Source organism: Brevundimonas sp. GW821-FHT12C05, assembly GCF_058807475.1.
In genome coordinates, this window is record NZ_JBXAQS010000003.1 from 107685 (window position 1) to 130170 (window position 22486).

At 69.8% G+C, this 22486-nt stretch carries 27 protein-coding genes; 5 read left to right on the forward strand and 22 right to left on the reverse strand.

Annotation, left to right across the window (positions count from 1 at the left end):
* Position 1: 1 nt before the first annotated feature.
* The gene (locus tag AC1RRF_RS12655) at positions 2–646 is read right to left on the reverse strand and encodes a hypothetical protein (protein WP_492835050.1); all 645 of its coding nucleotides are present in this window, start codon (positions 644–646) and stop codon (positions 2–4) included.
* A gap of 60 nt (positions 647–706) precedes the next feature.
* Positions 707–1924: an acyltransferase family protein gene (locus tag AC1RRF_RS12660; RefSeq protein ID WP_492835052.1), complete on the reverse strand. Its 1218-nt coding sequence runs from the start codon at positions 1922–1924 to the stop codon at positions 707–709.
* 293 nt (positions 1925–2217) lie between these two features.
* Here AC1RRF_RS12660 and AC1RRF_RS12665 point away from each other — a divergent pair, with 293 nt between their 5' ends.
* The gene (locus AC1RRF_RS12665; protein ID WP_492835054.1) at positions 2218–2631 is read left to right on the forward strand and encodes a GreA/GreB family elongation factor; all 414 of its coding nucleotides are present in this window, start codon (positions 2218–2220) and stop codon (positions 2629–2631) included.
* A 63-nt stretch (positions 2632–2694) separates the two neighbouring features.
* Here the strand turns inward: AC1RRF_RS12665 and ftsH are convergent, their stop codons facing one another.
* The 15 genes from ftsH to ruvC all read right to left on the reverse strand — a co-directional run bounded on the left by ftsH (position 2695) and on the right by ruvC (position 15119).
* Positions 2695–4623, reverse strand: coding sequence for an ATP-dependent zinc metalloprotease FtsH (gene ftsH / locus AC1RRF_RS12670; RefSeq protein WP_492835056.1), 1929 nt, complete (start codon positions 4621–4623; stop codon positions 2695–2697).
* The gene (gene tilS, locus AC1RRF_RS12675) at positions 4620–5945 is read right to left on the reverse strand and encodes a tRNA lysidine(34) synthetase TilS (protein WP_492835403.1); all 1326 of its coding nucleotides are present in this window, start codon (positions 5943–5945) and stop codon (positions 4620–4622) included. The genes ftsH and tilS overlap by 4 nt, the downstream gene beginning before the upstream one ends.
* The gene (locus tag AC1RRF_RS12680) at positions 5942–6853 is read right to left on the reverse strand and encodes a tol-pal system protein (RefSeq protein WP_492835058.1); all 912 of its coding nucleotides are present in this window, start codon (positions 6851–6853) and stop codon (positions 5942–5944) included. The genes tilS and AC1RRF_RS12680 overlap by 4 nt, the downstream gene beginning before the upstream one ends.
* A gap of 119 nt (positions 6854–6972) precedes the next feature.
* A complete protein-coding gene (gene pal / locus AC1RRF_RS12685; protein WP_492835405.1) occupies positions 6973–7524 on the reverse strand; it encodes a peptidoglycan-associated lipoprotein Pal in 552 nt (183 codons plus the stop codon).
* Between the two features lie 130 nt (positions 7525–7654).
* Positions 7655–9028, reverse strand: a complete 1374-nt coding sequence (gene tolB, locus AC1RRF_RS12690) for a Tol-Pal system beta propeller repeat protein TolB (protein ID WP_492835060.1) — start codon at positions 9026–9028, stop codon at positions 7655–7657.
* A gap of 97 nt (positions 9029–9125) precedes the next feature.
* Positions 9126–9506 (reverse strand): hypothetical protein, encoded by a 381-nt coding sequence (locus AC1RRF_RS12695; RefSeq protein WP_492835062.1) that lies wholly within the window; start codon positions 9504–9506, stop codon positions 9126–9128.
* Between the two features lie 10 nt (positions 9507–9516).
* On the reverse strand, positions 9517–10308 hold the full coding sequence (locus AC1RRF_RS12700) for a hypothetical protein (RefSeq protein ID WP_492835064.1): 792 nt from the start codon (positions 10306–10308) through the stop codon (positions 9517–9519).
* A gap of 4 nt (positions 10309–10312) precedes the next feature.
* Entirely contained in the window at positions 10313–10771 is a 459-nt protein-coding gene (locus tag AC1RRF_RS12705) for an ExbD/TolR family protein (RefSeq protein ID WP_492835067.1), read from the reverse strand.
* A 3-nt stretch (positions 10772–10774) separates the two neighbouring features.
* Complete coding sequence (tolQ, locus tag AC1RRF_RS12710) at positions 10775–11494, reverse strand: protein TolQ (RefSeq protein ID WP_492835069.1); 720 nt, start codon at positions 11492–11494, stop codon at positions 10775–10777.
* Positions 11495–11647: 153 nt separating this feature from the next.
* Entirely contained in the window at positions 11648–12088 is a 441-nt protein-coding gene (locus AC1RRF_RS12715) for a hypothetical protein (protein ID WP_492835071.1), read from the reverse strand.
* A 1-nt stretch (position 12089) separates the two neighbouring features.
* Complete coding sequence (gene ybgC, locus AC1RRF_RS12720; protein WP_492835073.1) at positions 12090–12545, reverse strand: tol-pal system-associated acyl-CoA thioesterase; 456 nt, start codon at positions 12543–12545, stop codon at positions 12090–12092.
* Positions 12542–12910, reverse strand: coding sequence for a hypothetical protein (locus AC1RRF_RS12725; RefSeq protein WP_492835075.1), 369 nt, complete (start codon positions 12908–12910; stop codon positions 12542–12544). The genes ybgC and AC1RRF_RS12725 overlap by 4 nt, the downstream gene beginning before the upstream one ends.
* A gap of 48 nt (positions 12911–12958) precedes the next feature.
* Positions 12959–13993 (reverse strand): Holliday junction branch migration DNA helicase RuvB, encoded by a 1035-nt coding sequence (gene ruvB / locus AC1RRF_RS12730; protein ID WP_492835077.1) that lies wholly within the window; start codon positions 13991–13993, stop codon positions 12959–12961.
* A complete protein-coding gene (ruvA, locus tag AC1RRF_RS12735) occupies positions 13990–14607 on the reverse strand; it encodes a Holliday junction branch migration protein RuvA (protein WP_492835079.1) in 618 nt (205 codons plus the stop codon). Before ruvA ends, ruvB begins: the two co-directional genes overlap by 4 nt.
* Positions 14604–15119 (reverse strand): crossover junction endodeoxyribonuclease RuvC, encoded by a 516-nt coding sequence (ruvC, locus tag AC1RRF_RS12740; protein ID WP_492835081.1) that lies wholly within the window; start codon positions 15117–15119, stop codon positions 14604–14606. Before ruvC ends, ruvA begins: the two co-directional genes overlap by 4 nt.
* A 95-nt stretch (positions 15120–15214) precedes the next feature.
* Between ruvC and AC1RRF_RS12745 the strand changes: the two genes are divergently transcribed.
* The gene (locus tag AC1RRF_RS12745; RefSeq protein ID WP_492835083.1) at positions 15215–15625 is read left to right on the forward strand and encodes a MarR family winged helix-turn-helix transcriptional regulator; all 411 of its coding nucleotides are present in this window, start codon (positions 15215–15217) and stop codon (positions 15623–15625) included.
* On the forward strand, positions 15618–16844 hold the full coding sequence (locus AC1RRF_RS12750) for an MFS transporter (protein ID WP_492835085.1): 1227 nt from the start codon (positions 15618–15620) through the stop codon (positions 16842–16844). The genes AC1RRF_RS12745 and AC1RRF_RS12750 overlap by 8 nt, the downstream gene beginning before the upstream one ends.
* 131 nt (positions 16845–16975) lie before the next feature.
* On the opposite strand, the gene AC1RRF_RS12755 is transcribed toward AC1RRF_RS12750, so the two are convergent.
* From AC1RRF_RS12755 to AC1RRF_RS12765, 3 genes are all read right to left on the reverse strand, one after another.
* Positions 16976–17665, reverse strand: coding sequence for an MgtC/SapB family protein (locus tag AC1RRF_RS12755; protein WP_492835087.1), 690 nt, complete (start codon positions 17663–17665; stop codon positions 16976–16978).
* Positions 17666–17746: 81 nt separating this feature from the next.
* Positions 17747–18439, reverse strand: coding sequence for an MgtC/SapB family protein (locus AC1RRF_RS12760; protein ID WP_492835089.1), 693 nt, complete (start codon positions 18437–18439; stop codon positions 17747–17749).
* Between the two features lie 44 nt (positions 18440–18483).
* Complete coding sequence (locus tag AC1RRF_RS12765) at positions 18484–19239, reverse strand: hypothetical protein (protein ID WP_492835091.1); 756 nt, start codon at positions 19237–19239, stop codon at positions 18484–18486.
* Positions 19240–19342: 103 nt separating this feature from the next.
* Here AC1RRF_RS12765 and AC1RRF_RS12770 point away from each other — a divergent pair, with 103 nt between their 5' ends.
* Complete coding sequence (locus AC1RRF_RS12770; RefSeq protein ID WP_492835093.1) at positions 19343–20773, forward strand: M20/M25/M40 family metallo-hydrolase; 1431 nt, start codon at positions 19343–19345, stop codon at positions 20771–20773.
* Between the two features lie 42 nt (positions 20774–20815).
* Here the strand turns inward: AC1RRF_RS12770 and AC1RRF_RS12775 are convergent, their stop codons facing one another.
* A complete protein-coding gene (locus AC1RRF_RS12775) occupies positions 20816–21343 on the reverse strand; it encodes an energy transducer TonB (RefSeq protein WP_492835095.1) in 528 nt (175 codons plus the stop codon).
* The gene (locus AC1RRF_RS12780; RefSeq protein ID WP_492835097.1) at positions 21343–22116 is read right to left on the reverse strand and encodes a YebC/PmpR family DNA-binding transcriptional regulator; all 774 of its coding nucleotides are present in this window, start codon (positions 22114–22116) and stop codon (positions 21343–21345) included. The genes AC1RRF_RS12775 and AC1RRF_RS12780 overlap by 1 nt, the downstream gene beginning before the upstream one ends.
* A gap of 131 nt (positions 22117–22247) precedes the next feature.
* Here AC1RRF_RS12780 and AC1RRF_RS12785 point away from each other — a divergent pair, with 131 nt between their 5' ends.
* Positions 22248–22448 carry a hypothetical protein gene (locus tag AC1RRF_RS12785; protein WP_492835099.1) on the forward strand — a complete coding sequence of 67 codons (201 nt, stop codon included), beginning with the start codon at positions 22248–22250 and terminating at the stop codon, positions 22446–22448.
* Positions 22449–22486: the final 38 nt, after the last annotated feature.

Sequence of the window (22486 nt, forward strand, 5' to 3'; positions counted from 1 at the left end):
CTCAAGCCGCCTTCGATCCGGCGCGAGCGTCGCGGAACAGGATCAGGCCCGGCAGGGCGAACAGCAGGAACAGGGCGATGGTGCAGACGCCGAGATAGGCGAGCGGCTGGCGCACCAGTACGCCCAGCGCGACCGCCGTGACCCAGCCGCCCAGCGCGGTGGCCAGCATCCAGCCCTTCCGCTTCAGCGTCCAGGCCACGTACCAGGCGGCGGCCTGAAGCGCGAAGACGATGGCGGCGTAATAGAGCCAGATGGCGAAGTCCTTGTCCCGGATCGCGCCCACGGCGAAGACGATGATCACCGCCGTATTGGCCATGCCGGTGGCGCTGAAGGCGGCGCTGAGCGTGCGCGACGCCATCGGGCCGCGATTGAACGAGCCCTGCTTGCGGTCCCGCAGGATCGCCCAGGTCAGGACGACCAGGAAGGCGGCGGTGAAGCCGATCACGATGATCAGATTGGCCAGATCGGGCAGGCGGATCACCCCGAAGGCCTGACCGACATGGAACAGGCACTGGGCGCCGTAGATCAGCCCGCCGGCCAGGTAGCAGATCGCCAGCGTCATCGGCACGCGACCGCCGCCCTCGACGATCGAGCGCATGAAGGCGAGGTCGTCCTCGGGCGAATGCAGACGGGGCTTGGCGGGCATGGCGACTCTCTCCGAACCGGCTCGTCCATCGGGGTGGACGAGCCGGAAGGGGTTGGCAAGTTATTCGGCGGGAACCGCCTCAGGTTCCGCGCGGCGACGCCACGGGATGCGGCGGCCGTTCAGCCACTTGCCCATGAAGCCGTGCCGCACGAGCAGCTCATAGGAGACTAGGCAGACGGCGAAGACGCCCAGCGATACGCCCGCCAGCTTGACCCACCACGGCGCGGGCCAGTCCTGCACCCAGACCTGGGCCAGCATGACCAGCGGCAGGTGCAGGATGTAGACCCAGTAGGAGGCGTCGGCGAGGTAGCGCCGCACCGGGCTGTGGCCGGACAGGAACCTCAGGCTCAGGCCCAGGGCGGCGAAGGCGGACGAGTAGACCGCCAGGGCGCACACCGCGGCGGCGATCCCCTTGGCCGTGGTCGGCTCGACCATCGGCGCCAGGTTTGGTCCGCCCGCCAGCTCATAGGCTGCGACGCCCGAGGCGACGGCGACGATCAGGAAGATCGGCGACCAGGCGGCGATGCGGTCCAGAAGATCGCGCCGCCGGTCCAGCAGGAAGCCCAGCGCGAACGCCGACCCGAAGCCGACCAGGGCGGCGGTATGCGGGACCAGTCCCGCGTCCGGCGTCGGTACGGCGAAGAAGGCGATCCATTTCGGATCCAGCCACATCGCCAGCGCCAGCGGCGCGGCCAGCAGAACCGGCGTCCACCAGCCGATCAGCGCGCCCGTGATCCGGTCCACGATCCGGCCCCAACCGCCGTCGCGGTCCAGCGCCGCGAAGGGTGCGCGCAGGATCAGGGTCGCGATGCAGAACAGGGACAGGACGTACAGGAACCAGAGGTGGGTCAGCGGGATATTGGTCCAGTCATAGGTCGGCGGCGGCGGCGGCGGCGCGCCCGGAACGACCAGGCCGTTGGCGTGGGCGTTCCAGACCAGGGCGGTCACGATCCCCGCCATGACCGGGAACCAGAAGGCCAGGAACGGCCCGGTGATGCGCACCGCCCGGTCCCGGGCGAAACCCCACCAGCCTTTGCGGCTCAGCATCATGTGGGCGAACAGGCCGGCGATCAGGAAGAAGGCCGTCATCCGGAACAGGTGGATGGGGAAGAACAGCCAGGCCGCGCCGATGGACGTGCTGTCGTCGCCGACGATCCAGATCTGCTGCGGAAAGAAGGACAGGCTGGCGTGCAGGACGACGCCCAGCATCAGCGCGCCGCCCCGCAGGGCGTCGAGGCCGTGAAGGCGTTCGGGTGGACGGGTTTCGGATGGTGACACGGCGGGGCTCCCCTCGTTGAGAACGCCGATCTACATCAGACTTGTTTGAATTGCAAACTTGTTCATTGCGACATCATTCGCTCGGTTTGACTTCCCCCGTGGCCGGCCTAGCCTGCGGGGCATGTGCGGATTGTCCGAACAGGGTCGAATGCTGAATCACGCGGGCCGCCTCGTCGCAGGCGACTGACCCGGGGGCGATGACGCGTGTCGCGCCTCCGGGAGACGCGACCTGTTCAACAGCAGCGACGGCGCCCGAACGGGCGCGCTGCACGCTTCATATCGAGATCAATTCCATGACCACCCGTTCCACGGGCGCCGCCCCGCGTCTGCCCGCCATCCACCTCAGCGCCACGGACCACGCCCTGCTCTCAAACCTGGTCGGGGAGGCCGACGCCGAGGGCGCGGCCGGCCTGCTGCAGCAGGAGCTCGCCCGCGCCCATGTGCACCGCTCGGGCCGTCGCATCCCCACCGTGGGCCTGAACCACTGGGTCCACTACGTCGACGGCGACAACAGCCGGACGCGGCGGATCAAGATCGTGCTTCCGGCCGAGGCCGATATCGACCAGGGGCTGATCTCGCCCCTGTCGCACGTCGGCGCGGGCCTGCTGGGCCTGGCCCAGGGTCAGTCGATCCGATGGCCCGCCCCGTCCGGGCAGATCCGCACCCTGACGCCCGTCCTGATCGAGGGTCCCGACGACCTGATCTGAGGCGGATGGAAAAAGGGCCGGGGATCGCTCCCCGGCCCTTCTTGTTTCATAAGGCGTGACGGATCAGTGGACCGTCGGAACCTCGACCTCGACGCCGTCCGACACCGGGGTGATCGGCACCGAGACCGACGGGCCGGCGGTGGGGAAGTTGCTCTCGTCGCGGTTCGGCGCGAGGCCCTTCTCGAGCAGGTCGCGGATTTCGTCGCCCGACAGGGTCTCGTACTCCAGCAGGGCCTGAGACAGTTTCTCGTGGTCCTCGGCCTTCTCGGTGAGGATCTTGCGGGCCTCGTCCCAGCCGTTGGTGACCAGGCGCTTGACCTCTTCGTCGATGATCCGGGCCGTCTCTTCCGAGACGTTCTGGCTGCGCGCGACCGAGTGGCCCAGGAAGACCTCTTCCTGGTTCTCGCCGTAGGCGACGGTGCCCAGCTTGTCCGAGAAGCCCCAGCGCGTGACCATGGCCCGCGCCAGCTTGGTGGCCTGCTGGATGTCCGAGCTGGCGCCCGAGGTGATGTTCTCCTTGCCGAAGATCAGCTCCTCGGCCACACGGCCGCCGGCCATGATGGCGATACGGTCGATCATCTGCTGGTACTTCATGGAGTAGCGGTCGCCTTCCGGCAGCTGCATGACCATGCCGAGCGCGCGACCGCGCGGGACGATGGTCGCCTTGTGCACCGGATCGGCCATCTTGACGTTGATGGCGACCAGGGCGTGACCGGCCTCGTGATAGGCGGTCATGCGCTTCTCTTCCTCGTTCATGGCCATGGATTTGCGCTCGGCGCCCATCATGACCTTGTCCTTGGCGTCCTCGAAGTCGCGGTGCGTGACCATGCGGCGGTCCTTGCGGGCGGCCATCAGGGCGGCTTCGTTGACCAGGTTGGCCAGGTCGGCGCCCGAGAAGCCCGGCGTGCCGCGCGCGATGGTCTTCACATTCACATCGGCGGCCAGCGGCACGTCCTTCATGTGGACGCGCAGGATCTTCTCGCGGCCCGCGACATCGGGGTTGGGCACCACGACCTGCCGGTCGAAGCGGCCGGGACGCAGCAGGGCCGGATCCAGCACGTCGGGACGGTTGGTCGCGGCGATCAGGATGATGCCTTCATTGGACTCAAAGCCGTCCATCTCGACCAGCAGCTGGTTCAGCGTCTGCTCGCGCTCGTCATTGCCGCCGCCCAGGCCGGCGCCGCGGTGACGGCCGACGGCGTCGATTTCGTCGATGAAGATGATGCAGGGCGAGTTCTTCTTGGCCTGTTCGAACATGTCGCGCACGCGGCTGGCGCCGACGCCGACGAACATTTCGACGAAGTCCGAGCCCGAGATCGAGAAGAAGGGCACGCCCGCCTCGCCCGCGACGGCGCGGGCCAGCAGGGTCTTACCCGTACCCGGAGGGCCCACCAGCAGGGCGCCCTTGGGGATCTTGCCGCCCAGACGCTGGAACTTGCCCGGATCCTTCAGGAAGTCGACGACCTCCTGCAGTTCTTCCTTGGCCTCGTCCACGCCGGCGACGTCGTCGAAGGTCTTGCGGCCCTTGTGCTCGGTCAGCAGCTTGGCCTTGGACTTGCCGAAGCCCATGGCCCCGCGCGTGCCGCCCTGCATCTGGCGCATGATCAGGATCCACAGGCCGATGATCAGCAGGAAAGGCAGCGCCGCCATCAGGATGCCGATCCAGATCGGCTGGCGGGTGTCCTTGACGTCGACGTCAGCGCCCTTGGCGTTGATGCTGTCAATGAAGTCGCCGTTCGGCATCGGGGTCGTGACCGTCACGACCTGCTTGTCCTTCAGCGTCGCCTTCACCTGCGCGCCATGCACCTCGATCTTTTCGATGCTGTTGGCGTCGCGGGCCCTGACGAGGTCGGAATAGCTCATCTCAGCCGGACGCGCGGCGGTCGCCTTGGCGTTGTCGGGAGCCGTCAGGCCGCCGCGGTTGAAAGCCATGTAGGCCGTCGCCAGTCCCAGGATCAGGACGCCGATGATGGCCAGGTTGCGCAGATTCATTCTCGTCTCGTTTCCTCGGAACGCGGTTGCGGCCCGTCGTTCGATGATGTCACGCCAGAAAATAGGTGGTTCCGGGGCGTCGCGCCATGTGCGTGAGCATCCAGATCCCGTTCATGCGTCATTCCGTCCAGCGCCGCCGCCAGTCTCGCTTCGACCAGGGCCTGCGCCTTCGCGCCCTTCTCTGCAAGAACCGCAGCATCCGGAACGTTCCGGATCAGCACAGGGCGGGCCCCGCGCGCGGCGGCCGGAACGGCCTTCAGGGCGGCGCTGTCGGCGTCGGACAACAGCGCCATGCGGCCTGCGGCGGAGCACACGGCCCAACCCGCATCGGGTGCGGTCACGAGCCAGCGGCCGTCCCAGACCGTTTCGATCCCGACCGACAAGGGGATGGGGCGGCCGGCCGCGCGCCGGAACTCGCCCGGCTCGCGCAGGACGGTGATCCTCGCTCCCCTCGCCTCGAGACGGGCGCCGCACAGGGTGGCGATGAAGTCCTCGCCCGCCCGCAGACGGTTCAGAACGGCGCCCAGGCGCTCGCCGCGCGGGAGACGATCGCCGCCTCCCGCGCAGACGAAGGCCGCGGACAGGGCGCGGGCGGAGACCGGGCGCGACAGGCGGATGACATCCTCCTCGACCCCGAGCACGCCGACGACAGCCCCCTCCGCCGTCGGAACGGTCGGCGAACCGGCCGCCGCGAGGCTGCGACGGGCCCGGGCGCGGGCGAAACGGAGGTCCTCGTTGGCGGGATCATCGATCCAGCCGATGCCGCGCGCGTGGAGCCAGGCCCGAAGATCGGCGCGCCGGGCTTCCAGAATGGGGCGCAGCAGCATCAATCCCCGTCCCTCGGGCCAGGCGGGGGACGGAGCCCACTCGCGCAACCGGCCCAGGGTCGAGCCTTCGGCCCGCATGACCTCGCTCTCGGCGGCGTCGTCGGCGGTGTGGCCGATCAGGACGACCGACGCCCCCGCCGCGCGGGCCGCGTCGGCGAGCAGCCGATGACGGGCGGCGCGAGCGGCGGCGGGCAGACCCGTGGCCGGCTTGTCGCCGGACCAGACCAGACCGCGCCAGTCGGCGCCGACGGCGCGGGCGGCGGCCTCGGCGCGGGCGGTCCAACGCGGGCTGTCGGGGTTCAGACCATGATCCACGGTCAGCGCCAGCAGGCGTCGGTCGTGGGCCTTGGCCCAGTCGGCGGCGAGATGCAGCAGGGCGATGGAATCCCCGCCGCCGGACAGGGCGACCGCGAGAGGCCGGGCAGTGTCCGTCAGAAGACGGGCGGTCAGGCGCCTCTGGGCCCGAACGACCCAGTCAGGGTCGGGCCGGCTCAGCCGGGTCTCCGGGCCGGCGGACGCGGGGTGGTCGCCGCCGGGGCGCGGGCGGGCGCGCAGGCGAAGCGCGTGCCCATCTCCGTGGCGCGGGTGCGCTGGGGCGCCGGGGCGGTGGCGGCGTAGCGATTGGCGAACTCCGCCAGCGCGCCGCAGGCGTCGGACTTGCGGTCGGCGGAGTTCAACGCATTGGCCAGTTCCAGCGTGGTCGCGGCGGCCCAGGGCGCGGTCGGCCAGCCACGGATGGCCGAGGAATAGGCCCGCACGGCGTTGTCGTAGTCGCCGTCCGAGACGCGCAGGTCGCCGATGCGGCTGAACGCCTCGCGCGCCTGCGGCGTCTCGGGCCAGGCCAGGGTGACGGTCTGCAGGGCGCGGTCGCCCATGGCCGGATCGGTGGCGGCCAGGCGCACGGCGGCGGCCAGATCGCGGGCGGCGTCGCCGGTCGGCGAGGTGCTGGAGATGGGGCCGTTCAGCTCGGCCTCGCGGGCGGCGGCTTGCTCGATGGCGCGGACCCGGCCCTCGGCGTCACGGACGCGGGTCGACAGGGCCGTGTTATCGCGCTTGGCCTCGTCGAGGGCGAAGGTCAGGCGTTCGATCTCGCCGTTCACCCGCTGGGTGGTGGCTTCCAGATCCTGCAGGCGGCGGTCCATCAGGCCGACGCGGCCCTGAAGCGCCACGACCTCTTCGTCCGGCTCGATGATCACCGGCTGGCCGGCGGCGTTGCGCTGGGTCACGGCGCGCTCGAGGCGGCGGACGTTGCGGTCCAGCTGATCCAGCCGGCGCTTGTCCCACTGGATCGGCTCCATCGGCGTGGTCTGGGCCACGACGGTCGTCGTGCCGGCGATCATCACGACGCCCAGGACGGTGACGACGGCTTTGCGGGTGCGCAGGGCGGACGGGAGCTTCAGCATGGTCAATTGGGTCCCACCGATTTGAGGCCGGTTCAAGACAAGTCAGGCAAGACGCGAGGGTCGGACAAGACAAAGGGGGCCGACGCGCGCCGGCCCCCTTCGCGAACTCACGTCAGGGATCAGCGCGCGGCGCCGGAGACGATCGCGGTGTGGGCGTTGCGGTTGCGCGCCCACGACTCTTCCGACGACCCTGCGGCGATCGGGCGTTCCTTGCCGAAGCTGATCGTGTCGATACGGCCGGCGTTGACGCCGCGCTCGATCAGATAGGTGCGGACCGACTCGGCGCGGCGGGCGCCCAAGGCCAGATTGTACTCGCGGGTGCCGCGTTCGTCGGCGTTGCCTTCGATACGGATGGTCACCGACGGGTAGCGCTGCAGCCAGGCGACCTGGGCGTCCAGGCGCGGGAAGGCCTCCGAACGGACCGAATAGCTGTCGAGGTCGAAGTAGACGCGGTCGCCGACGTTGACGACGAAGTCCTGCTCCGAGCCCGGGGCGGCGGAGCCGAGGTTGCCGCCATCGACATTGCCGTTGTTGACCGGCGGATACTGCGGGCCGACCGGCGGCGGGATCTCGCCGGTGCCGGTCTCAACCGGACGGCGCGGCGTACAGGCGGCGATGGCCGTCACGGCCACGCCCACGGCGGCCAGACGGACGAGGGTCGAGGGCTTCATCATCGAGGTCGTCTCCTAGGTCGTCGGGGCCAGGCCCCGAGTAGCTTTGCTGTATAAGGTCGGTACTGTCGCGCCAGCGTTTTCACCAGACACGATAACGCGGTAGTGAGCCTAAAGGCTCCGCTTGTGATCAGCTGGGACAGGCATCCGCGCCGGACGCGCCCAGGCGGCTGGGTTGCTGATCGAGCAGTGGCGACCACGCCGGATCGGTGCCGCGCCCGCCATAGCCGGCCTGGCTGACCACGCGGCCGGACAGATCGACGGTCCAAAGGCGGGTGTCGCCGCCGGGGCTCTGGCGCGCGAACATGATGTAGCGGCCGTTAGGCGCCCAGGTCGGGCCTTCCTCGAAATAGCTGGACGACAGGATGCGCTCGCCCGAACCGTCGGTGGCCATGACGCCGGTCGAGAACCGGCCGCCGCCCTGTTTGGTGAAGGCGATCAGATCGCCGCGGGGGCTCCAGGTCGGGGCGGTGTAGAGGCCGCCGCCGCGCGAGATCGGGCGCTGGCCCGAGCCGTCGGCGCGCATGGTGTACAGGCGCGCGCTGCCCGAACGGTCCGAGGTGAAGACAATCTGGCTGTTGTCCGGGCTGAACGACGGCGAGGTGTCGATGCCCGGATCGCTGGTCAGGCGGCGCACCTGCCGGCTGGACAGGTCCATCACATAGACGTCGGTGTTGCCGTTCCGGATGATCGAGAAGGCCATCTTGGAGCCGTCGTTCGAGAACCGCGGCGCCAGCACCTGGCCGTCGAACTCGCCCAGGCTTTCACGGCGCTGGGTGGCGAGATTGAACAGGTAGATGCGGCTGTAGTCCTTGCCGAGGGCGACGTAGGTGATTTCGTTCGGGTCGCTGAGCGAGAAGCGCGGCGACATGATGATCTCGTCGCCCTGGGTCAGATAGACGGGGTTGAAGCCGTCCTGATCCGAGATCGCCAGACGCGACAGGCGATTCAGCTGGGTGCCGCTCTCCGAGACGAAGACCACGCGGCTGTCGAAGAAGCCGCTTTCGCCGGTCATGCGCTGATAGACCAGGTCGGCGATCTTGTGGCCGATCCGGCGCCATTGCTCGGGCGTGGCGGTGAACTGGTAGGCGACCAGCTGGCACTGGCGGTAGGGGTCGTACAGGCGGAAGCCGAAGTCGTTGCGGCCGTCCTGGCGCGGGGTGACCGAGCCGTAGAGCACGGCTTGCGCGCCGATGGAGGTCCACTGGGCGAAGTTCGGGGCGTTGGCGAGCGTCAGCCCGGTTTCGACGAAGCTGGCCGGATCCAGCGGCTCGAAATAGCCCGAGCGGCGCAGGTCGGCGCGGATCACGCCCGACAGGTCCGAGCCGTTCTGGCCGCCGAAGTCGGCGACGGCGATCTGCATGGGACGCAGGACGCCCTGATTGATCTCGACCTCGACCGGCTCCTGCGATTGCGGTCGTCCGGCGGGCGGCGTCTGCGCCGTGGCCGCGCTCACCGTCATCGCCAGGATGGCGGCGCTGGCCAGTAGTCGGTTCAATCGCATGAGAGGCTCCCGCAAGTTCAAACGTCCGCCGGTTCTTGTCGCCGAACCGGTCGCTTATGGCCAGCATGGCCGTGATTGGGGCGACTTTCAGGCCCCGTCAGGGTTCGTCAGCCGCCGCGCACGCTCTTTCGGCGAAGAAGGTGGGCCGATAGACGCCGCCGGGAAAGTCGGCCGGGACTTCGAACGGCGCGGCGGAGATCAGAGCCACGCGAGCGCGCTCTGACGCCGCGCGCCAATCCGGGTCGTCGAGCTGCGGCCGCACGGGCGTCGGCCCGGAGACGATGCGGCCACGACGATCCAGCACGATGTCGAACCGCACGCTGTGGCGGCGAACGGCCGGCAGATCGCAAGGCAGGGACCAGTGTTTGGCCGTTTGCTGGAAGATCGAGGCCGCGACGGCGGCCTGAGCCGGGTCGACCGGAGTCCGCGTGGACGCGTCCTGTCCCGCGATCAGCAGCGCGGCGATTAGGGTCAGCATGGTCCCTCCCCTACCGGTTACGGCAGGCCTCTTCGGTGTTGAAGGTCGGGCGGAAGGCGCCGCCGGTGAAGCCGTCGGGCACGTCGAACGGCGCGGTCTGGCGCAGGGCGCGCATGGCCGCGTCGGCCGAAGCGCGCCAGACGGGGTCCGAGCGCGGCGAGATCAGGGTGGGGCCAGACATGATGCGGCCGTCGGGCGACAGGGTGACGTCCATCTGGATGCGCAGGTTGCGGGCCTCGGGCACGTCGCAGGGCAGCGTCCAGTTCGGGATGATCTGCTGGAACATCGCCGTGACCTGCGGACCCGAGCTCTGCCGCACCGGCCCCGCGCCGCCGCCGCCGGCCGGAGGACGGCGGGCCGGGCCCGGATTGTTGCGCAGCGGCCCCGCGTTGGCGTTCGGATCGAAGCTGGGCTGGGGCGGCTGGCGCGGAGGTTGAGGGCGCGGAGGCTGGGGTCGCGGGGGCGTCGGGGGGCGCTTCTCCGGCGGGCGCGGCGTCGGCTGAGGCGCGGGACGCGGCGGAGTCGGACGCGGCGCGGGCGCAGGCGGCACAGGCTCGGGCGGGGGCGGCTCGACCACCGCCTCGGCCGGGGCGGTCGTGGCCTCCTCGGTCGTCGGCTCGGCGTTCGGCGTGATCTCTCCGCCGCCGGAGACCAGGGTATCGGACACGATCTGCACCGGTATGGCGTTGTTGACCGGCAGGCGCGGCGGCGTCGGCGCGAACAGCACCATCCACACCAGGCCGGCGCCGATCAGGGCGTGCACCAGCAGGGCGCCGACCAGAGCTACTCCGGGCCGCTCCACGCCGTCAGCCCTCCCCGGGCGTCGCGGCGGTGTCGGTGATCAGGTTCAGCTTGGTGAAACCTTCCGACGACAGGCGGGCCATGACCCGGGCCACGGCCTGATAGGGGGCGCGGCCGTCGGCGCGGATGAAGATCGGCTTCTCGCGGGCGTCGGCGCCGCCTTCTTCAGCAACGCGCACGAGCAGTTGATCCCAGCGCACCTCGCCGTCGCCGACGAAGATCTCGCCGTTCTCCTTGATCGAGACCGTCACCGGTTGGCTCTCGGTATCGACCGCGCTGGCCTCGGTCTTGGGCAGTTCCACCTCGACGCCGGTCGTCAGCAGGGGAGCCGAGATCATGAAGATGATCAGCAGCACCAGCATGACGTCGACCAGCGGCGTGACGTTGATCTCGCTCAGCGGACGCTTGCGCGCCCGGCGGCGGCCGCGGACATGGCCGCCTCCGCCTGCTCCACCCATGGCCATGGCTCAGGCCTCCCGGCGCGGTTCGGACGAAGGCGCGCCCAGGCGGCGGGCCACGGCGGCCTGCAGATCGTCGGCGAAGCTCTCCAGACGGCCGGTGAACTTGCCCGCGTCGATCGAGAATTTGTTGTAGGCGATATAGGCCGGGATGGCCGCGAACAGGCCGATGGCGGTGGCGAACAGAGCCTCCGAAATGGCCGGGGCCACCGTGGTCAGATTGGTGTTGCCCGCCGAGGCGATGGCGCCGAAGGCGTTCATGATGCCCCAGACCGTGCCGAACAGACCGATGAAGGGCGAGGAGGTGGCGACCACCGACAGGACGCCGAGACCGTTCTCGACCCGCTGCCCTTCACGGGCGATCAGGCTGTCCAGCGCGCGGTCGATGCGGGCCATCAGCAGATTGCCCTGCCCCTCGGTCAGCGGGCCGCGCGTGCGGGCCTCACGCCAGTCCGACAGGGCGATCACCAGCATGCGCGGCAGGGGATGGGAGGGGTTCGGCCCCGCCTGCGCCGCGATCTCCTCCAGCGACCGGCCCGAGCCGACCGCATCCTCGAAGGCGTTGGCCTGGCTGTTCAGGCCGGTGAAGCGGATCGCCTTGTCGATGATCACCGCCCACGACCAGACCGAGGCGATCGCCAGACCGACCATGATGGCCTTCACGACGAGGTCGGCCCGCAGGAACAGGTCGACGGGATTCAGCATCGAGGGGTCTGCAGCGATGGTCATTCAGGCGTCCTTGCGTGTCCGTCCTGTGCAGCGGACGGGCGTGGCGGTTCTGTGGCGAGTCAGATGTCGTCAGCCGGGTTTAGCGTCGTGTAGCGGCACGGTCACGCTCGTGCACGTGACAGGTTCGCAATGCGGCCGAGCTCTCGCCCCAGGCTATTCCTGCGGCCGCGCTGTATTCGGCTGCACCGCCACCGAAACAGGCGCGCCGACGCTGATGATCACGCCTTCGTGGCCTTCCTTGGCGATCGAGTAGGTGGCGGCGTCGCGCAGCAGCTGGTTCTCGCAGGCGAGGTCGTTCGAGCGACCCAGGTCCTCGCAGCCGCGCTTGGCCGCATCGGCCCAGCCGCGCACCCGGCGGGTGGCCGCCTCGGCCCGCTTGATCGCCGCCTCGTCCTCGGCGGCGGCCTGGGCGATCAGGGCCTGGCGGGCGCCCTGCTGGTAGGCCAGCTCGGCCTGACCGGCCATCCTCCGCTCCCAGACCTTGTAGTAGGGGCAGCCGACCAGTCCGCCGCCCAGCAGCAGGACGCCCAGCAGGGTGACGATGGCCAGCAGGGTCCAGGCTTGGCGGCCGGTCATCTCGGAGTTCTGGGCCATGTCAGGGCTTCCTTTCTTCAGCCAGCCAAGGGCGGACCTTTTCAACAAGTGTCTTGGTGGGCCGACGCGGCCGGCCATCCATGTGAATGCAGACCACCTCGACCTCGGCGCGGCACAGGGCGTCCTCGCCGCGCGCGATCTCCTGCGCGATCAGCAGCCGGGGTCCCTTCACCGCCTCATACCACGTGCGCACCACCAGCTCGTCGTCGATGCGCGCCGGCTTGAGGAAGGTCAGGTTCATCTTCGAGACCACGAAGGCCATCGGCTGGTCGCCGTCCAGCAGCTCGGCATGGCCGATGCCCATCAGGCGCAGGCAGTCGGACCGTCCCCGCTCGAAATAGCGGACGTAGTTGGCGTGGTAGACCAGACCGGTGAAGTCGGTGTCCTCATAGTAGACGCGCACCGGCAGGCGATGCTCGCGCCCCTCGAAACGGCCGGCGGTGGGACGGTCGATCATGGCACCAGTTCCTCGTGACGCTTGAGGAAGCCGGGGCAGAGATCGCCCTGCAGCTGGTCGAACTCGACCTTCAGCGGATCGGTCTCCAGCATCAGGCGGTTGGGGCGGGAGATGAAGGCGACCACGTCATCGCCGTTGCGGATATAGCCGCAGACCGCGCGACGGCGGCCGGTCTCCGTATAGGTGACGCGCGCCTGACGCCCGACCAGCCGATGCACCTGGGCCTGGGCGCGTTGCTCGGGCGTCGGCTCGGACGGTCCGAAGGCGTTGCGGCTGACCAGCCAGACCAGCAGGGCGCCGAGCAGGATGACGGCCACGCCCAGCACGGTGATCAGGCGTTCAACGCGGATTGTCCGTTTCGCCATGCGGCCTCCCTGCTCCGACCATGCCGGGGTTCGGCGTGGAGGTGAAGGCTATTTGCCCCCGAACAGGTCGCCGGCTTGGGGAACCTTGGGCGGTTCGGTCAGGCCCAGGTGGCTGTAGGCGCGCGCGCAGGCCATGCGGCCGCGAGGCGTGCGCTGGATGAAGCCCTGCTGCAGCAGATAGGGCTCGATCACGTCCTCGACCGCGTCGCGCGCCTCGGCGATGGCGGCGGCGAGGGTGTCCATGCCGACGGGGCCGCCGCCGTAGTTCTCGATCAGGGCCTTGAGGAAGCGACGGTCGTTGGCGTCGAGACCGACCTCGTCGATCTCCAGCCGGGCTAGGGCGCGGGCGGCGGCCAGCTTGTCGATGGAGGTCGCGCCCTCGGCGGAGGCGAAGTCGCGCACCCGGCGCAGCAGGCGGCCCGCGACCCGGGGCGTGCCGCGCGAGCGCGAGGCGATCTCCAGCGCCCCGTCCTCGGTGATCGCCGCGCCCATCTTGCGCGCCGTGCCCATGACCACGCGGGTCAGCTCCTGCGGGGTGTAGAACTCCAGCCGCATCGGAATGCCGAAACGGTCGCGCAGCGGCGTCGCCAGCAGGCCCGCGCGGGTCGTGGCCCCGACCAGGGTGAAGGGCGCTAGGTCGATGCGCACGGAGCGAGCGGACGGCCCCTCGCCGATGATCAGGTCCAGCACATGGTCTTCCATGGCCGGATAGAGGATCTCCTCGACCGTCGGGGCGAGGCGGTGGATCTCGTCGATGAACAGCACATCGCGCGGTTCGAGATTGGTCAGGATGGCGGCCAGGTCTCCCGCCTTGGCGAGGATGGGGCCGGAGGTGGCGCGGAATCCGACGCCCAACTCGCGCGCCACGATCTGCGCCAGCGTCGTCTTGCCCAGCCCCGGAGGGCCGAACAGCAGCACATGGTCCAGCGCCTCGTTGCGGGCGCGGGCGGCGTCGATGAAGACCTTCAGATTGCCCTTGGTCTGCTCCTGACCGACGAACTCGGACAGGGTCTGGGGCCGCAGGGCGCGGTCATAGGCTTCGCCGGGGGCGGGCTCGGCGGAGATGATGCGATCGTCGGTCAACGCCCCAGCTCCTGCAGGGCGGCGCGGATGACGGCGGACAGGTCGGCGTCCTCACCCAGGCGGATCAGGGCCTGATCGACGGCGCGACGCGCATTGACCTCGGCCACGCCCAGCCCGAGCAGGGCCGAGACGGCTTCGCCGGTCAGGCTGGGGACCGGGGGCGCGACCTCGGCGTGGACGCCGGGCGCGGAGGGCGTGAAGGAGGTGTCGCCCAGCGGCTTGCCCTTCAGCTCGGTGACGATGCGCAGGGCCAGCTTGGGGCCGACGCCGTTGGCGCGGGCCACCGCCGCCTTGTCCTCGCGCGCCACCGCCGCCGCCAGCTCGCCGGGCGGCAGAACATCCAGCACGCTGAGCGCCGCCTTGGGGCCGACGCCCTGGATGCCAGTCAGGGTGGTGAAGGCGCGCCGGTCGTCGCGGGTCAGGAAACCGTACAGGCGCGGGCCGTTCTCGGCGGACCAGTTCGATTCGATGTGCAGGGTCGCCTCGTCGCCGGGCGCGGGCAGCCGCTGCAGGGTGCGCGACCCGCACGCCACGACATAGCCGACGCCGGCGCAGTCGATCAGGCAGTGATCCTGCTCGACCTCGGCCAGCACGCCCCTGAGACGGCCGATCATGCCGCGCCTCGCAGAGCGGTCAGGAGCGCGCGCTTGCGCAGCTGGGCGTGGGTGATGGCGACGGCCAGGGCGTCGGCGGCGTCGGCCTTCACGTCCCCGGCCTGAGGCAGCAGGCGCTTCACCATGAAGGCGATCTGGGTCTTGTCGGCATGGCCGGCGCCGACCACGGCCTTCTTGATCAGGTTGGGCGAGTATTCGGCGACCGGCAGCCCGCATTTGGCGGGGGCCAGCATGACGGCGGCGCGGGCGTGGCCCAGCTTCAGCGTCGAGGACGGGTTCATGTTGACGAACACCTCCTCCACCGCCGCCTCATCGCAGGCGTATTCGGTGCAGATCGCGCTCAGGGCGTCGAGCAGGTGCAGCAGCCGCTCGCTGAACGGGGCGGTCTCGGGCGGGGTCACGACGCCGTGCGCGATCCAGCGCAGGCGCGAGCCTTCGGAGGCCACGACCCCCCATCCGGCGCGTCTGAGGCCGGGATCCAGACCGAGTATCCGAGTCGTTTCGTTCGCCATCCGTTCCGTTATTGCCCGAGAGATGCCTAACGGACAATGACCGGATGCGATCATCGGCCATTGCATACGCAATGAAGTCATGCTTTGCGTATGCAATGGACACCACTCCCTGCATCTGCGGCCGGCTGCGCCGCACCTCGCGCGCGCTGACGCGATTGTATGACGAGGCGCTGGCGCCGGTTGGGCTGACGGTCACTCAATTCTCGGTGACGCGGACCCTGTCGCGGCTGGACCGGCCGACGCTGACGGCGCTGGCGGACGCCACCGCCCACGAGAAGAGCGCCCTGTGGCGCATCCTGCAACCGCTGGTGAAGAAGGGCTGGATCGACGCCGCCTCGCCGAAGGGCGAGCGTGGGCAGCGCCTGTCGGTGACGCCGTCGGGCCTTGAGAAGCTGCACGACGCGATGCCCCACTGGCGCGCGGCGCAGGCGAAGGTGTCCGAAACTCTCGGCGACCGTGAAGCCGCCCTGATCGCCCTGCTGCAGGAAGTCGAAGCCCATGTCTGACGTCCTGCACCCGAAGCTGTCGAACCGCGCCTGGACCATGATCCTGGCGGGGGCGGTGATCGTGACCCTGTCGATGGGGGTGCGGCAGTCGTTCGGCCTGTTCCTGCAACCGCTGGGGCTGGAGCTTGGCGTGGACCGCCAGACCTTCGGCCTGATCGTCGCGGGCCAGAACCTGTTGTTCGGCCTGCTGCAGCCCTTCGTCGGCGCCTGGGCCGACCGGCACGGCGCGGGTCGCGTCGCCCTGGTCGGAGCCGCCGTCTATGCGGTCGGGCTGATCATCGCGGCGACGGCGGTGAACGCGCTTGGCCTCGCCGTCGGCTTCGGCGCCCTGGTGGGCCTGGCCATGGCCGGCTGTACCTTCACCGTCATCCTCGGCGCGGTCGGCAAGATCGTGCCCGCCGAGAAGCGCACCCTGGCCTTCGGCATCGTCACCGCCGGCGGATCGCTGGGACAGTTCCTGGTCGTGCCCGCCGCGCAGGGCCTGCTGGACGCCCTGGACTGGCGGCCGACCCTGTTCGTCATGGCCGGCCTGATCGCCGTGATCGCGCTGCTGGCGATCGGCATCGCGGGCAAGCCGCCCGCCTCGATCGGCCAGCAGGACGGCCCGCCGATCCGCGAAGCGCTGAAAGAGGCCTTCGCCGACCGTTCGTTCTGGCTGCTGAACGCGGGCTTCTTCGTCTGCGGCTTCCACATCGCCTTCGTCGGCACCCACCTGCCGTCCTACATCCGCGACCAGGGCCTGCCCGCCGAGGTCGGGGCTTGGTCCCTGGCCCTGATCGGCCTGTTCAACATCGCGGGTTCCTGGCTGTGGGGCGCCTGGGGCTCGAAGCGGTCCAAGAAGAACCTGCTGGCCCTGCTCTACGCCCTGCGCTCCGTGACCATCGTCCTGTTCATGATCGTGCCCCTGTCGTCGGTCAGCGTGCTGGTCTTCGCCGCGACCTTCGGCTTCCTGTGGCTGGGCACCGTGCCGCTGACCAACGGGCTGGTGGCCCAGATCTACGGCCTGAGGCACCTGTCGGCGCTGGGCGGCATCGTCTTCCTGAGCCACCAGGTCGGCGCCTTCCTGGGCGCCTGGACCGCGGGCGTGGCCTTCGACGTCACCGGCTCCTACAACCTGATCTGGATGGTCTCGATCGCCCTGGGCCTGCTGGCCGCCGCCGCCAATCTGCCGATCCGGGAAGCGCCGCTGCTCCGGCCTGAAGCGGTCCCGGCGGAATGACGCGCAAGCTGGCCATCTGCGCCGCGGTGCTGGCCCTGACCGCGCTAGGGCTCTGGCTATGGAGCCGCAACGGCATGGCGGTGTTCATGGACGCCATGGTCGCCTTCTGCACCTGAGTTCACTCGTCGGCTCTATTCGTCTCTGGGCATCACCGAGAAGCCGGCCAGATCATCCTCCTCCGACAGGCGCGCGACCAGGCCGTCGATGTCCAGCGGCATGGCGCCCTTCACCTTCATGTGGTGCTCGTGGACCTTGCCGTCCTGCGAGATGACGTGTCCGAGACGGACGGCCTTCATGCCGGAGTCGCGCAGCAGGTTGCGGACGACGGGCTCGGCGGGCGCGGCGTTGCGCCGCCACTTCAGCACCACGTCCATGACGCCGATGTGGGGCAGCTTGGCGTCGGCGAGGCGCAGCACGGCGAGCACCGCCAGCGTCGCGCCCGCCGCCAGCAGCGCCAGCTGCAGCATGCCGACGCCGAACAGCACGCCGATGGCCGAGGTGACCCACAGCGACGCCGCCGTGGTCAGGCCATGGACCGAAAACCCCTCGCGGAAGATCACGCCCGCGCAGAGGAAGCCGATGCCGGTCAGCAGGCCGTGCGACATCCGCGTCGGGTCGATCACCACGTTCTGCCCCGGCAGGGCGGTGAAGGCCCAGGTCGACTGGTGCATGGCCGCCAGCATCAACACGCAGCTGGTCAGGCAGACCAGGATGTGGGTGCGGAAACCCGCCGGATGCCCGTGATAGGTCCGCTCGACGCCGATCAGCCCCCCGGCCGTCATGGCCGCGAGCACGGGCCAGACCAGATCAAAATTCAGCAATGAAATTCGCTCCGCAAACTGACGAATCCCAAACCTAGGCCCGTCCGACGGTTTCAATCAAGCGGGGGGGGCAAGCAGGGGTCAGTCGTCGCGCGGATCCAGCGAATAGCCGATCACGCCGTCAATGCCGCGCAGCCGGGCGGCGAGCGTCTTCAGGGCCGGCTCGCCTTCGACCTTGAAGCGGAAGCTGCGGCGCAGAGCGGCGCCGCCGTCGATCATTTCGAAATGGTCCGCCTTGGAGGAGCGGTCGATGCCGGCCAACGCCGCCTCGATGCGATCCTCGGCGCCGGTCGCGTCGCGCCGCCAGATGATCTGGGCGTCGATCACCGCCTTTTGCGGCAGGCGCAGGCTGACCAGCCGCAGGATGACCACGATGGCGACCGTCAGCACCGTCCCGACGAGGCCGAGCCCGTAGAGCCCTGCCCCGAACAGCAGGCCGATCGCCGCCGTGATCCACAGCGACGCCGCCGTGGTCAAGCCGTGGATGGAGAAGCCCGCGCGGAAGATCACCCCGGCGCACAGGAAGCCGATCCCGGTCAGGACGCCGTGCGCCAGACGCGCCGGATCGGCCACCACCGCGGCGCCCGCGACCGGCAGGAACCGCCAGGCGCCCTGCGACACCGCCGCCTCCATCAGCAGGGCCGAGGCGAGGCAGACCAGGATGTGGGTGCGAAAGCCCGCGGCCCTTCCCCGCCATTCGCGTTCGAAGCCGATCAGCCCGCCGGCGAGGACAGCGGCCAGAAGCGGAAGGGTGAAGCCGGGCAGGTCGCTCATATCCATGGGCGAGCAACGGCGGCCGAGCGTAGCGGTTCCGGCGATCAGCCGACCGGCGCGGGCTCCGGTAGCGGCGGCGGCGTTTCCAGCCGATCGGTGGACGGCGGCGCGTCGGCGGGCGGTTTTTCAGCCTCGGCCGGCGGCTGGGGCGGCCTCACCCATCGGGGGGTGGCGTTGTAGGTCACGCCGAGGGTGACCGTGCCTTCGACCGTGCGGCCGCCGGCCGTCAACGGCTCCATGCGCGCGCCCGACAGAGCCGGCCGCGTCCGCGCGGCCAGGCCCGTGCCGGCGGGCTCCTCGGTCGCCGAACAGTTCGACAGGGTCCCGCCGCGGCTGACGTCGCAACGGAACCGGACACTCATTCGGGTGACGCCCGACGGGTAGGCGTCGTCTCCGACCGACGGCCAGGTCGGCGGGACCGTCCAGCGCAGCGGCCCCCAAGCCGGCTCACGGCTCTCGCGTTCGGAGGATGCGCCGCGCTGCGCCGTATCGGGGGGCGCATCGCCGTAGGAGAGATGGCCCGTGGGCGAGACGGGGGTCGTGAGCCGAACCGACGACGGCGCCTCAGCGGCGGGAGTCGGCACGGGCGGCTCGCGTTCAAGCGCCTCCTGGGCGTCCCGCGCCGCCCGTTCGGCGGCCTGCGTCGCGCGGTAAGGTCCGGCCTGCCGGTACTGGCCGACGAGATGGACCAGCGACACGACGGCCGCGACCGTCAGGGTCACGCTGAAGGCGCGGATCAGCCACCGCTCGGTCTTGCCGCGCGGCCTCGCATCAGCCGGATCGTCATAGTTGTGCGTCATGGCGCCTCCCCGCCCCTATCCTGACCGTTCAGTCCCCCGTCTTGCAACGTCCGAGACAGCGGCCCCGCGCCGCGCTAGCGTCTTCTTGCTGGGGAGAAACCTGATGTCCTATTCCGCCCGTACCGTCGCTGCGATCGCCGCTGTCCTCGTCGCCTTCGGGGCCGCTGCGTCACAGGCCCAGGAGGCCGCGCCCCGGCCCGATCAGCAGGCGTTCCGCGGCCTCTACGAGGAATTGATCGAGACCAACACCACCCTGTCCGAGGGCAGCTGCACCCTGGCGTCCGAACGAATGGCGGCGCGGCTGCTGGCCGCCGGCTATCCAGCCGCCGACGTCCGCGTGCTGATCCCGACGGAGCGGCCGAAGGACGGCAATCTGTCGGCGGTGCTGCGCGGGTCGGACCCATCGGCCGGCGCGATCCTGCTGCTGGCCCACATCGACGTGGTCGAGGCCCGCCGCGAGGATTGGGACCGCGACCCCTTCACCCTCGTCGAGGAGGGCGGCTATTTCCACGCGCGCGGTGCCCAAGACGACAAGGCCCAGGCCGCCATCTGGGTCGACACCCTGATCCGGCTGAAGGCGCAGGGCTTCACCCCGCGCCGCGACATCAAGATCGCCCTGACCTGCGGCGAAGAGACCTCCGACACCTTCAACGGCGTCTCCTGGCTGCTGGAGCATCACCGCGACGCGCTGCAAGCCGAGTTCGCCCTGAACGAGGGCGCGCGGGGCCGTCTGGATGCGGACGGCGAACGCGTGGCGCTGGAGATCCAGGCCGGCGAGAAGATCTATCAGGACTACCGGCTGGAGATCACCAATCCGGGCGGCCACTCCTCGCGGCCGGTGCCGGACAACGCCATCTACCGCCTGTCCGCCGCCCTGACCCGGCTGGGAGCCTACACCTTCCCGACCGAGCCGAACGCGACGGTCCGAGCCTATTTCTCCGCCCTGGCCGAGGTCACGCCCGCCCACGCCCAGACCATGCGCGAGGTCGCTGCGGCCGCCAATCTCGACATTCGCGAACGGGCGGCGCAGCGGCTTTCGACGGCCGATCCGGCGTGGAACGCCGTGCTTCGCACCACCTGCGTGGCGACCATGGTTGACGCGGGCCATGCGCCCAATGCCCTGCCCCAGCGCGCGACCGCCAATGTGAACTGTCGCATCCTGCCGGGGCACGACCCACAAGCGGTGCGCGCCGAGCTGGAGCGGGTGCTGGCCGACCCCGGCGTCGCGGTGACCATCTCCGGACACATCGATCCGACCTCGCCGCCCCCGCCGCTGAGCCCCGCCATCGTCGATCCGATCCGCCGCATCGCCGCCGATCTGTGGCCGGGCGTGCCCGTCCTGCCGTCGATGAGCCCGGGCGCCACCGACGGCCGCTTCACCAACGCCGCCGGCATCCCGACCTATGGGGTCACCGGCCTGTTCGCCGATCCGGACGGCGGCGGCGTGCATGGCCTGAACGAGCGGATCCGCGTCCGGTCCCTGTATGAAGGACGGGACTTCCTGTTCGAGCTGGTGAAGGCCTACGCCCGGTAAGACCTTCGACGGCGCCGTGGTCCGACCAGCCTGGAGACGCCGTCAGTCTTTCGGCGTCACGTAACGAACGGTGTAGGTGACACGCGCACCGGGCCGCGCCTCGGCGGTCGTGCGCGACCGCCCGGCGGCTTCGATCGCGCTCTCGGCGAAGCCATAGCCTTCCGGGTCCTCTTTCAGGGCGCGGCAAGCGCCCAGGGAGCGATCGGGCTGGACCAGACAGGTCAACGTCACCACGCCTCCGCGGCCAGCCGCGCGCATGGCCTCGCGCGGATACTCGGGAACCGACTGCCTCGCCCAACGCGGCCCGCCGCCGGGACGCGGCGTCGGGCCGGATGCGGTCTCTGGCGGCCTCACCTGGACGTGCTCTTCCGGCTCGACGATCCGTCTGCCGCTTTCAGGCGCAGGCGCTGTTCCGGTCTGGGCCGGTACAAAATCGATGCGAAGGTCCAACCCGATCCAGGTGGCGGCGATCAACGCCGCGCCGGCGAGCAGGATGCCGATCACCTTCCACGGCGGGCGCCTCGGCTCCTCTATCAGAGGAATCCTGCGGCGTTCGCCGTTGAAGTCCATCAGCCTGCGTACTTCGCCGCGTCTTCGTCCGAGATGTCCTCGTTCGAATAGACGTTTTGCACGTCATCCTCGGCGTCCAGCGCGTCGAGCAGCTTGAACAGGGTGCCGACGGCCTCGCCCGCGACCGGCACGTCCGACTGGGGCTTCCAGACGATGGCGGTCGACTTCGGGTCTCCCAGAACCTTGGACATGGCCTCGGCCACCTCGTTCAGGTCCTCGAAGGCGGTCCAGATGGTATGGCCCGGCGCGTCCTCGTAGATGTCCGGCTTGACCAGATCGCTCTCGACATCCTGGGCGCCCGCCTCGATGGCGGCTTCCATGACGGCGTCCTCGGTGCCGGCCTCGGCCTTGTAGATGATCTGGCCGACACGATCCCACATGAAGGCGACTGAGTTCATCTCACTCAGCGCCCCGCCGTTCTTCTTGAAGGCGGCGCCGATGTTGGAGGCGGCCCGGTTGCGATTGTCGGTCAGGGCCTCGACGATAATGCCGACGCCGCCTGGGCCGCGGCCCTCGTAGCGGACCTCTTCCATCGTATCGACGTCGCCCGACGACGCCTTGTTGATAGCGCGCTGGATGACGTCCTTGGGCAGGCTTTCCGCCTTGGCGTTGTTCACCGCCAGACGCAGGCGCGGGTTCATCGCCGGGTCGGGCATGCCCGACTTGGCGGCCACGGTGATGTCGCGCGACAGCTTGGAGAACAGCTTGGAACGCTGGGCGTCGGCGCGCCCCTTGCGGTGCATGATGTTCTTGAACTTGGAATGGCCGGCCATGGGTTCGGTCTCTGGTCGTCTCAACGGGTCGAAAGTAGGAGCCGCGATCTAGCGGATGGCGGCGACGGTGTCACGATTCAGGAACCTGTAGAGCTTTACAGGCATTTCGGATCAGCAGACGGAGCCCCGACATGACCGCCGAAGACGCCATCTACCAAGCCGAGGGCTATCACGACGACGACCTGCATGAGGCCGATATCGTCGAGTGGTACGAGGCTCGCCCCGTCACGGTCCCGACCGCCGTCGCCACCGGCGCCGTCATCGGCGCCTTTGCTCTCGGCGTGCTGACCGCGGTCGGCGCCCTGGCCCTGATGGGCCGGTTGGACGACTAGAGGAATTCTCCCTCCCCTTCTGGGAGGGTGGCTCGCGA

What these genes read in the sequence shown, in the direction of transcription:
- AC1RRF_RS12760 (WP_492835089.1), bottom strand. Translation starts at nt 18,439, where the DNA reads ATGAGCGACCTGCCCGGCTTCACCCTTCCGCTTCTGGCCGCTGTCCTC.
- AC1RRF_RS12770 (WP_492835093.1), top strand. Translation starts at nt 19,343, where the DNA reads ATGTCCTATTCCGCCCGTACCGTCGCTGCGATCGCCGCTGTCCTCGTC.
- AC1RRF_RS12655 (WP_492835050.1), bottom strand. Translation starts at nt 646, where the DNA reads ATGCCCGCCAAGCCCCGTCTGCATTCGCCCGAGGACGACCTCGCCTTC.
- AC1RRF_RS12775 (WP_492835095.1), bottom strand. Translation starts at nt 21,343, where the DNA reads ATGGACTTCAACGGCGAACGCCGCAGGATTCCTCTGATAGAGGAGCCG.
- AC1RRF_RS12765 (WP_492835091.1), bottom strand. Translation starts at nt 19,239, where the DNA reads ATGACGCACAACTATGACGATCCGGCTGATGCGAGGCCGCGCGGCAAG.
- AC1RRF_RS12695 (WP_492835062.1), bottom strand. Translation starts at nt 9,506, where the DNA reads ATGCTGACCCTAATCGCCGCGCTGCTGATCGCGGGACAGGACGCGTCC.
- AC1RRF_RS12665 (WP_492835054.1), top strand. Translation starts at nt 2,218, where the DNA reads ATGACCACCCGTTCCACGGGCGCCGCCCCGCGTCTGCCCGCCATCCAC.
- pal (WP_492835405.1), bottom strand. Translation starts at nt 7,524, where the DNA reads ATGAAGCCCTCGACCCTCGTCCGTCTGGCCGCCGTGGGCGTGGCCGTG.
- ruvC (WP_492835081.1), bottom strand. Translation starts at nt 15,119, where the DNA reads ATGGCGAACGAAACGACTCGGATACTCGGTCTGGATCCCGGCCTCAGA.
- ybgC (WP_492835073.1), bottom strand. Translation starts at nt 12,545, where the DNA reads ATGATCGACCGTCCCACCGCCGGCCGTTTCGAGGGGCGCGAGCATCGC.
- tolQ (WP_492835069.1), bottom strand. Translation starts at nt 11,494, where the DNA reads ATGACCATCGCTGCAGACCCCTCGATGCTGAATCCCGTCGACCTGTTC.
- AC1RRF_RS12725 (WP_492835075.1), bottom strand. Translation starts at nt 12,910, where the DNA reads ATGGCGAAACGGACAATCCGCGTTGAACGCCTGATCACCGTGCTGGGC.
- ftsH (WP_492835056.1), bottom strand. Translation starts at nt 4,623, where the DNA reads ATGAATCTGCGCAACCTGGCCATCATCGGCGTCCTGATCCTGGGACTG.
- AC1RRF_RS12705 (WP_492835067.1), bottom strand. Translation starts at nt 10,771, where the DNA reads ATGGCCATGGGTGGAGCAGGCGGAGGCGGCCATGTCCGCGGCCGCCGC.
- AC1RRF_RS12715 (WP_492835071.1), bottom strand. Translation starts at nt 12,088, where the DNA reads ATGGCCCAGAACTCCGAGATGACCGGCCGCCAAGCCTGGACCCTGCTG.
- AC1RRF_RS12750 (WP_492835085.1), top strand. Translation starts at nt 15,618, where the DNA reads ATGTCTGACGTCCTGCACCCGAAGCTGTCGAACCGCGCCTGGACCATG.
- ruvA (WP_492835079.1), bottom strand. Translation starts at nt 14,607, where the DNA reads ATGATCGGCCGTCTCAGGGGCGTGCTGGCCGAGGTCGAGCAGGATCAC.
- AC1RRF_RS12780 (WP_492835097.1), bottom strand. Translation starts at nt 22,116, where the DNA reads ATGGCCGGCCATTCCAAGTTCAAGAACATCATGCACCGCAAGGGGCGC.
- AC1RRF_RS12785 (WP_492835099.1), top strand. Translation starts at nt 22,248, where the DNA reads ATGACCGCCGAAGACGCCATCTACCAAGCCGAGGGCTATCACGACGAC.
- AC1RRF_RS12745 (WP_492835083.1), top strand. Translation starts at nt 15,215, where the DNA reads ATGGACACCACTCCCTGCATCTGCGGCCGGCTGCGCCGCACCTCGCGC.
- tolB (WP_492835060.1), bottom strand. Translation starts at nt 9,028, where the DNA reads ATGCGATTGAACCGACTACTGGCCAGCGCCGCCATCCTGGCGATGACG.
- AC1RRF_RS12680 (WP_492835058.1), bottom strand. Translation starts at nt 6,853, where the DNA reads ATGCTGAAGCTCCCGTCCGCCCTGCGCACCCGCAAAGCCGTCGTCACC.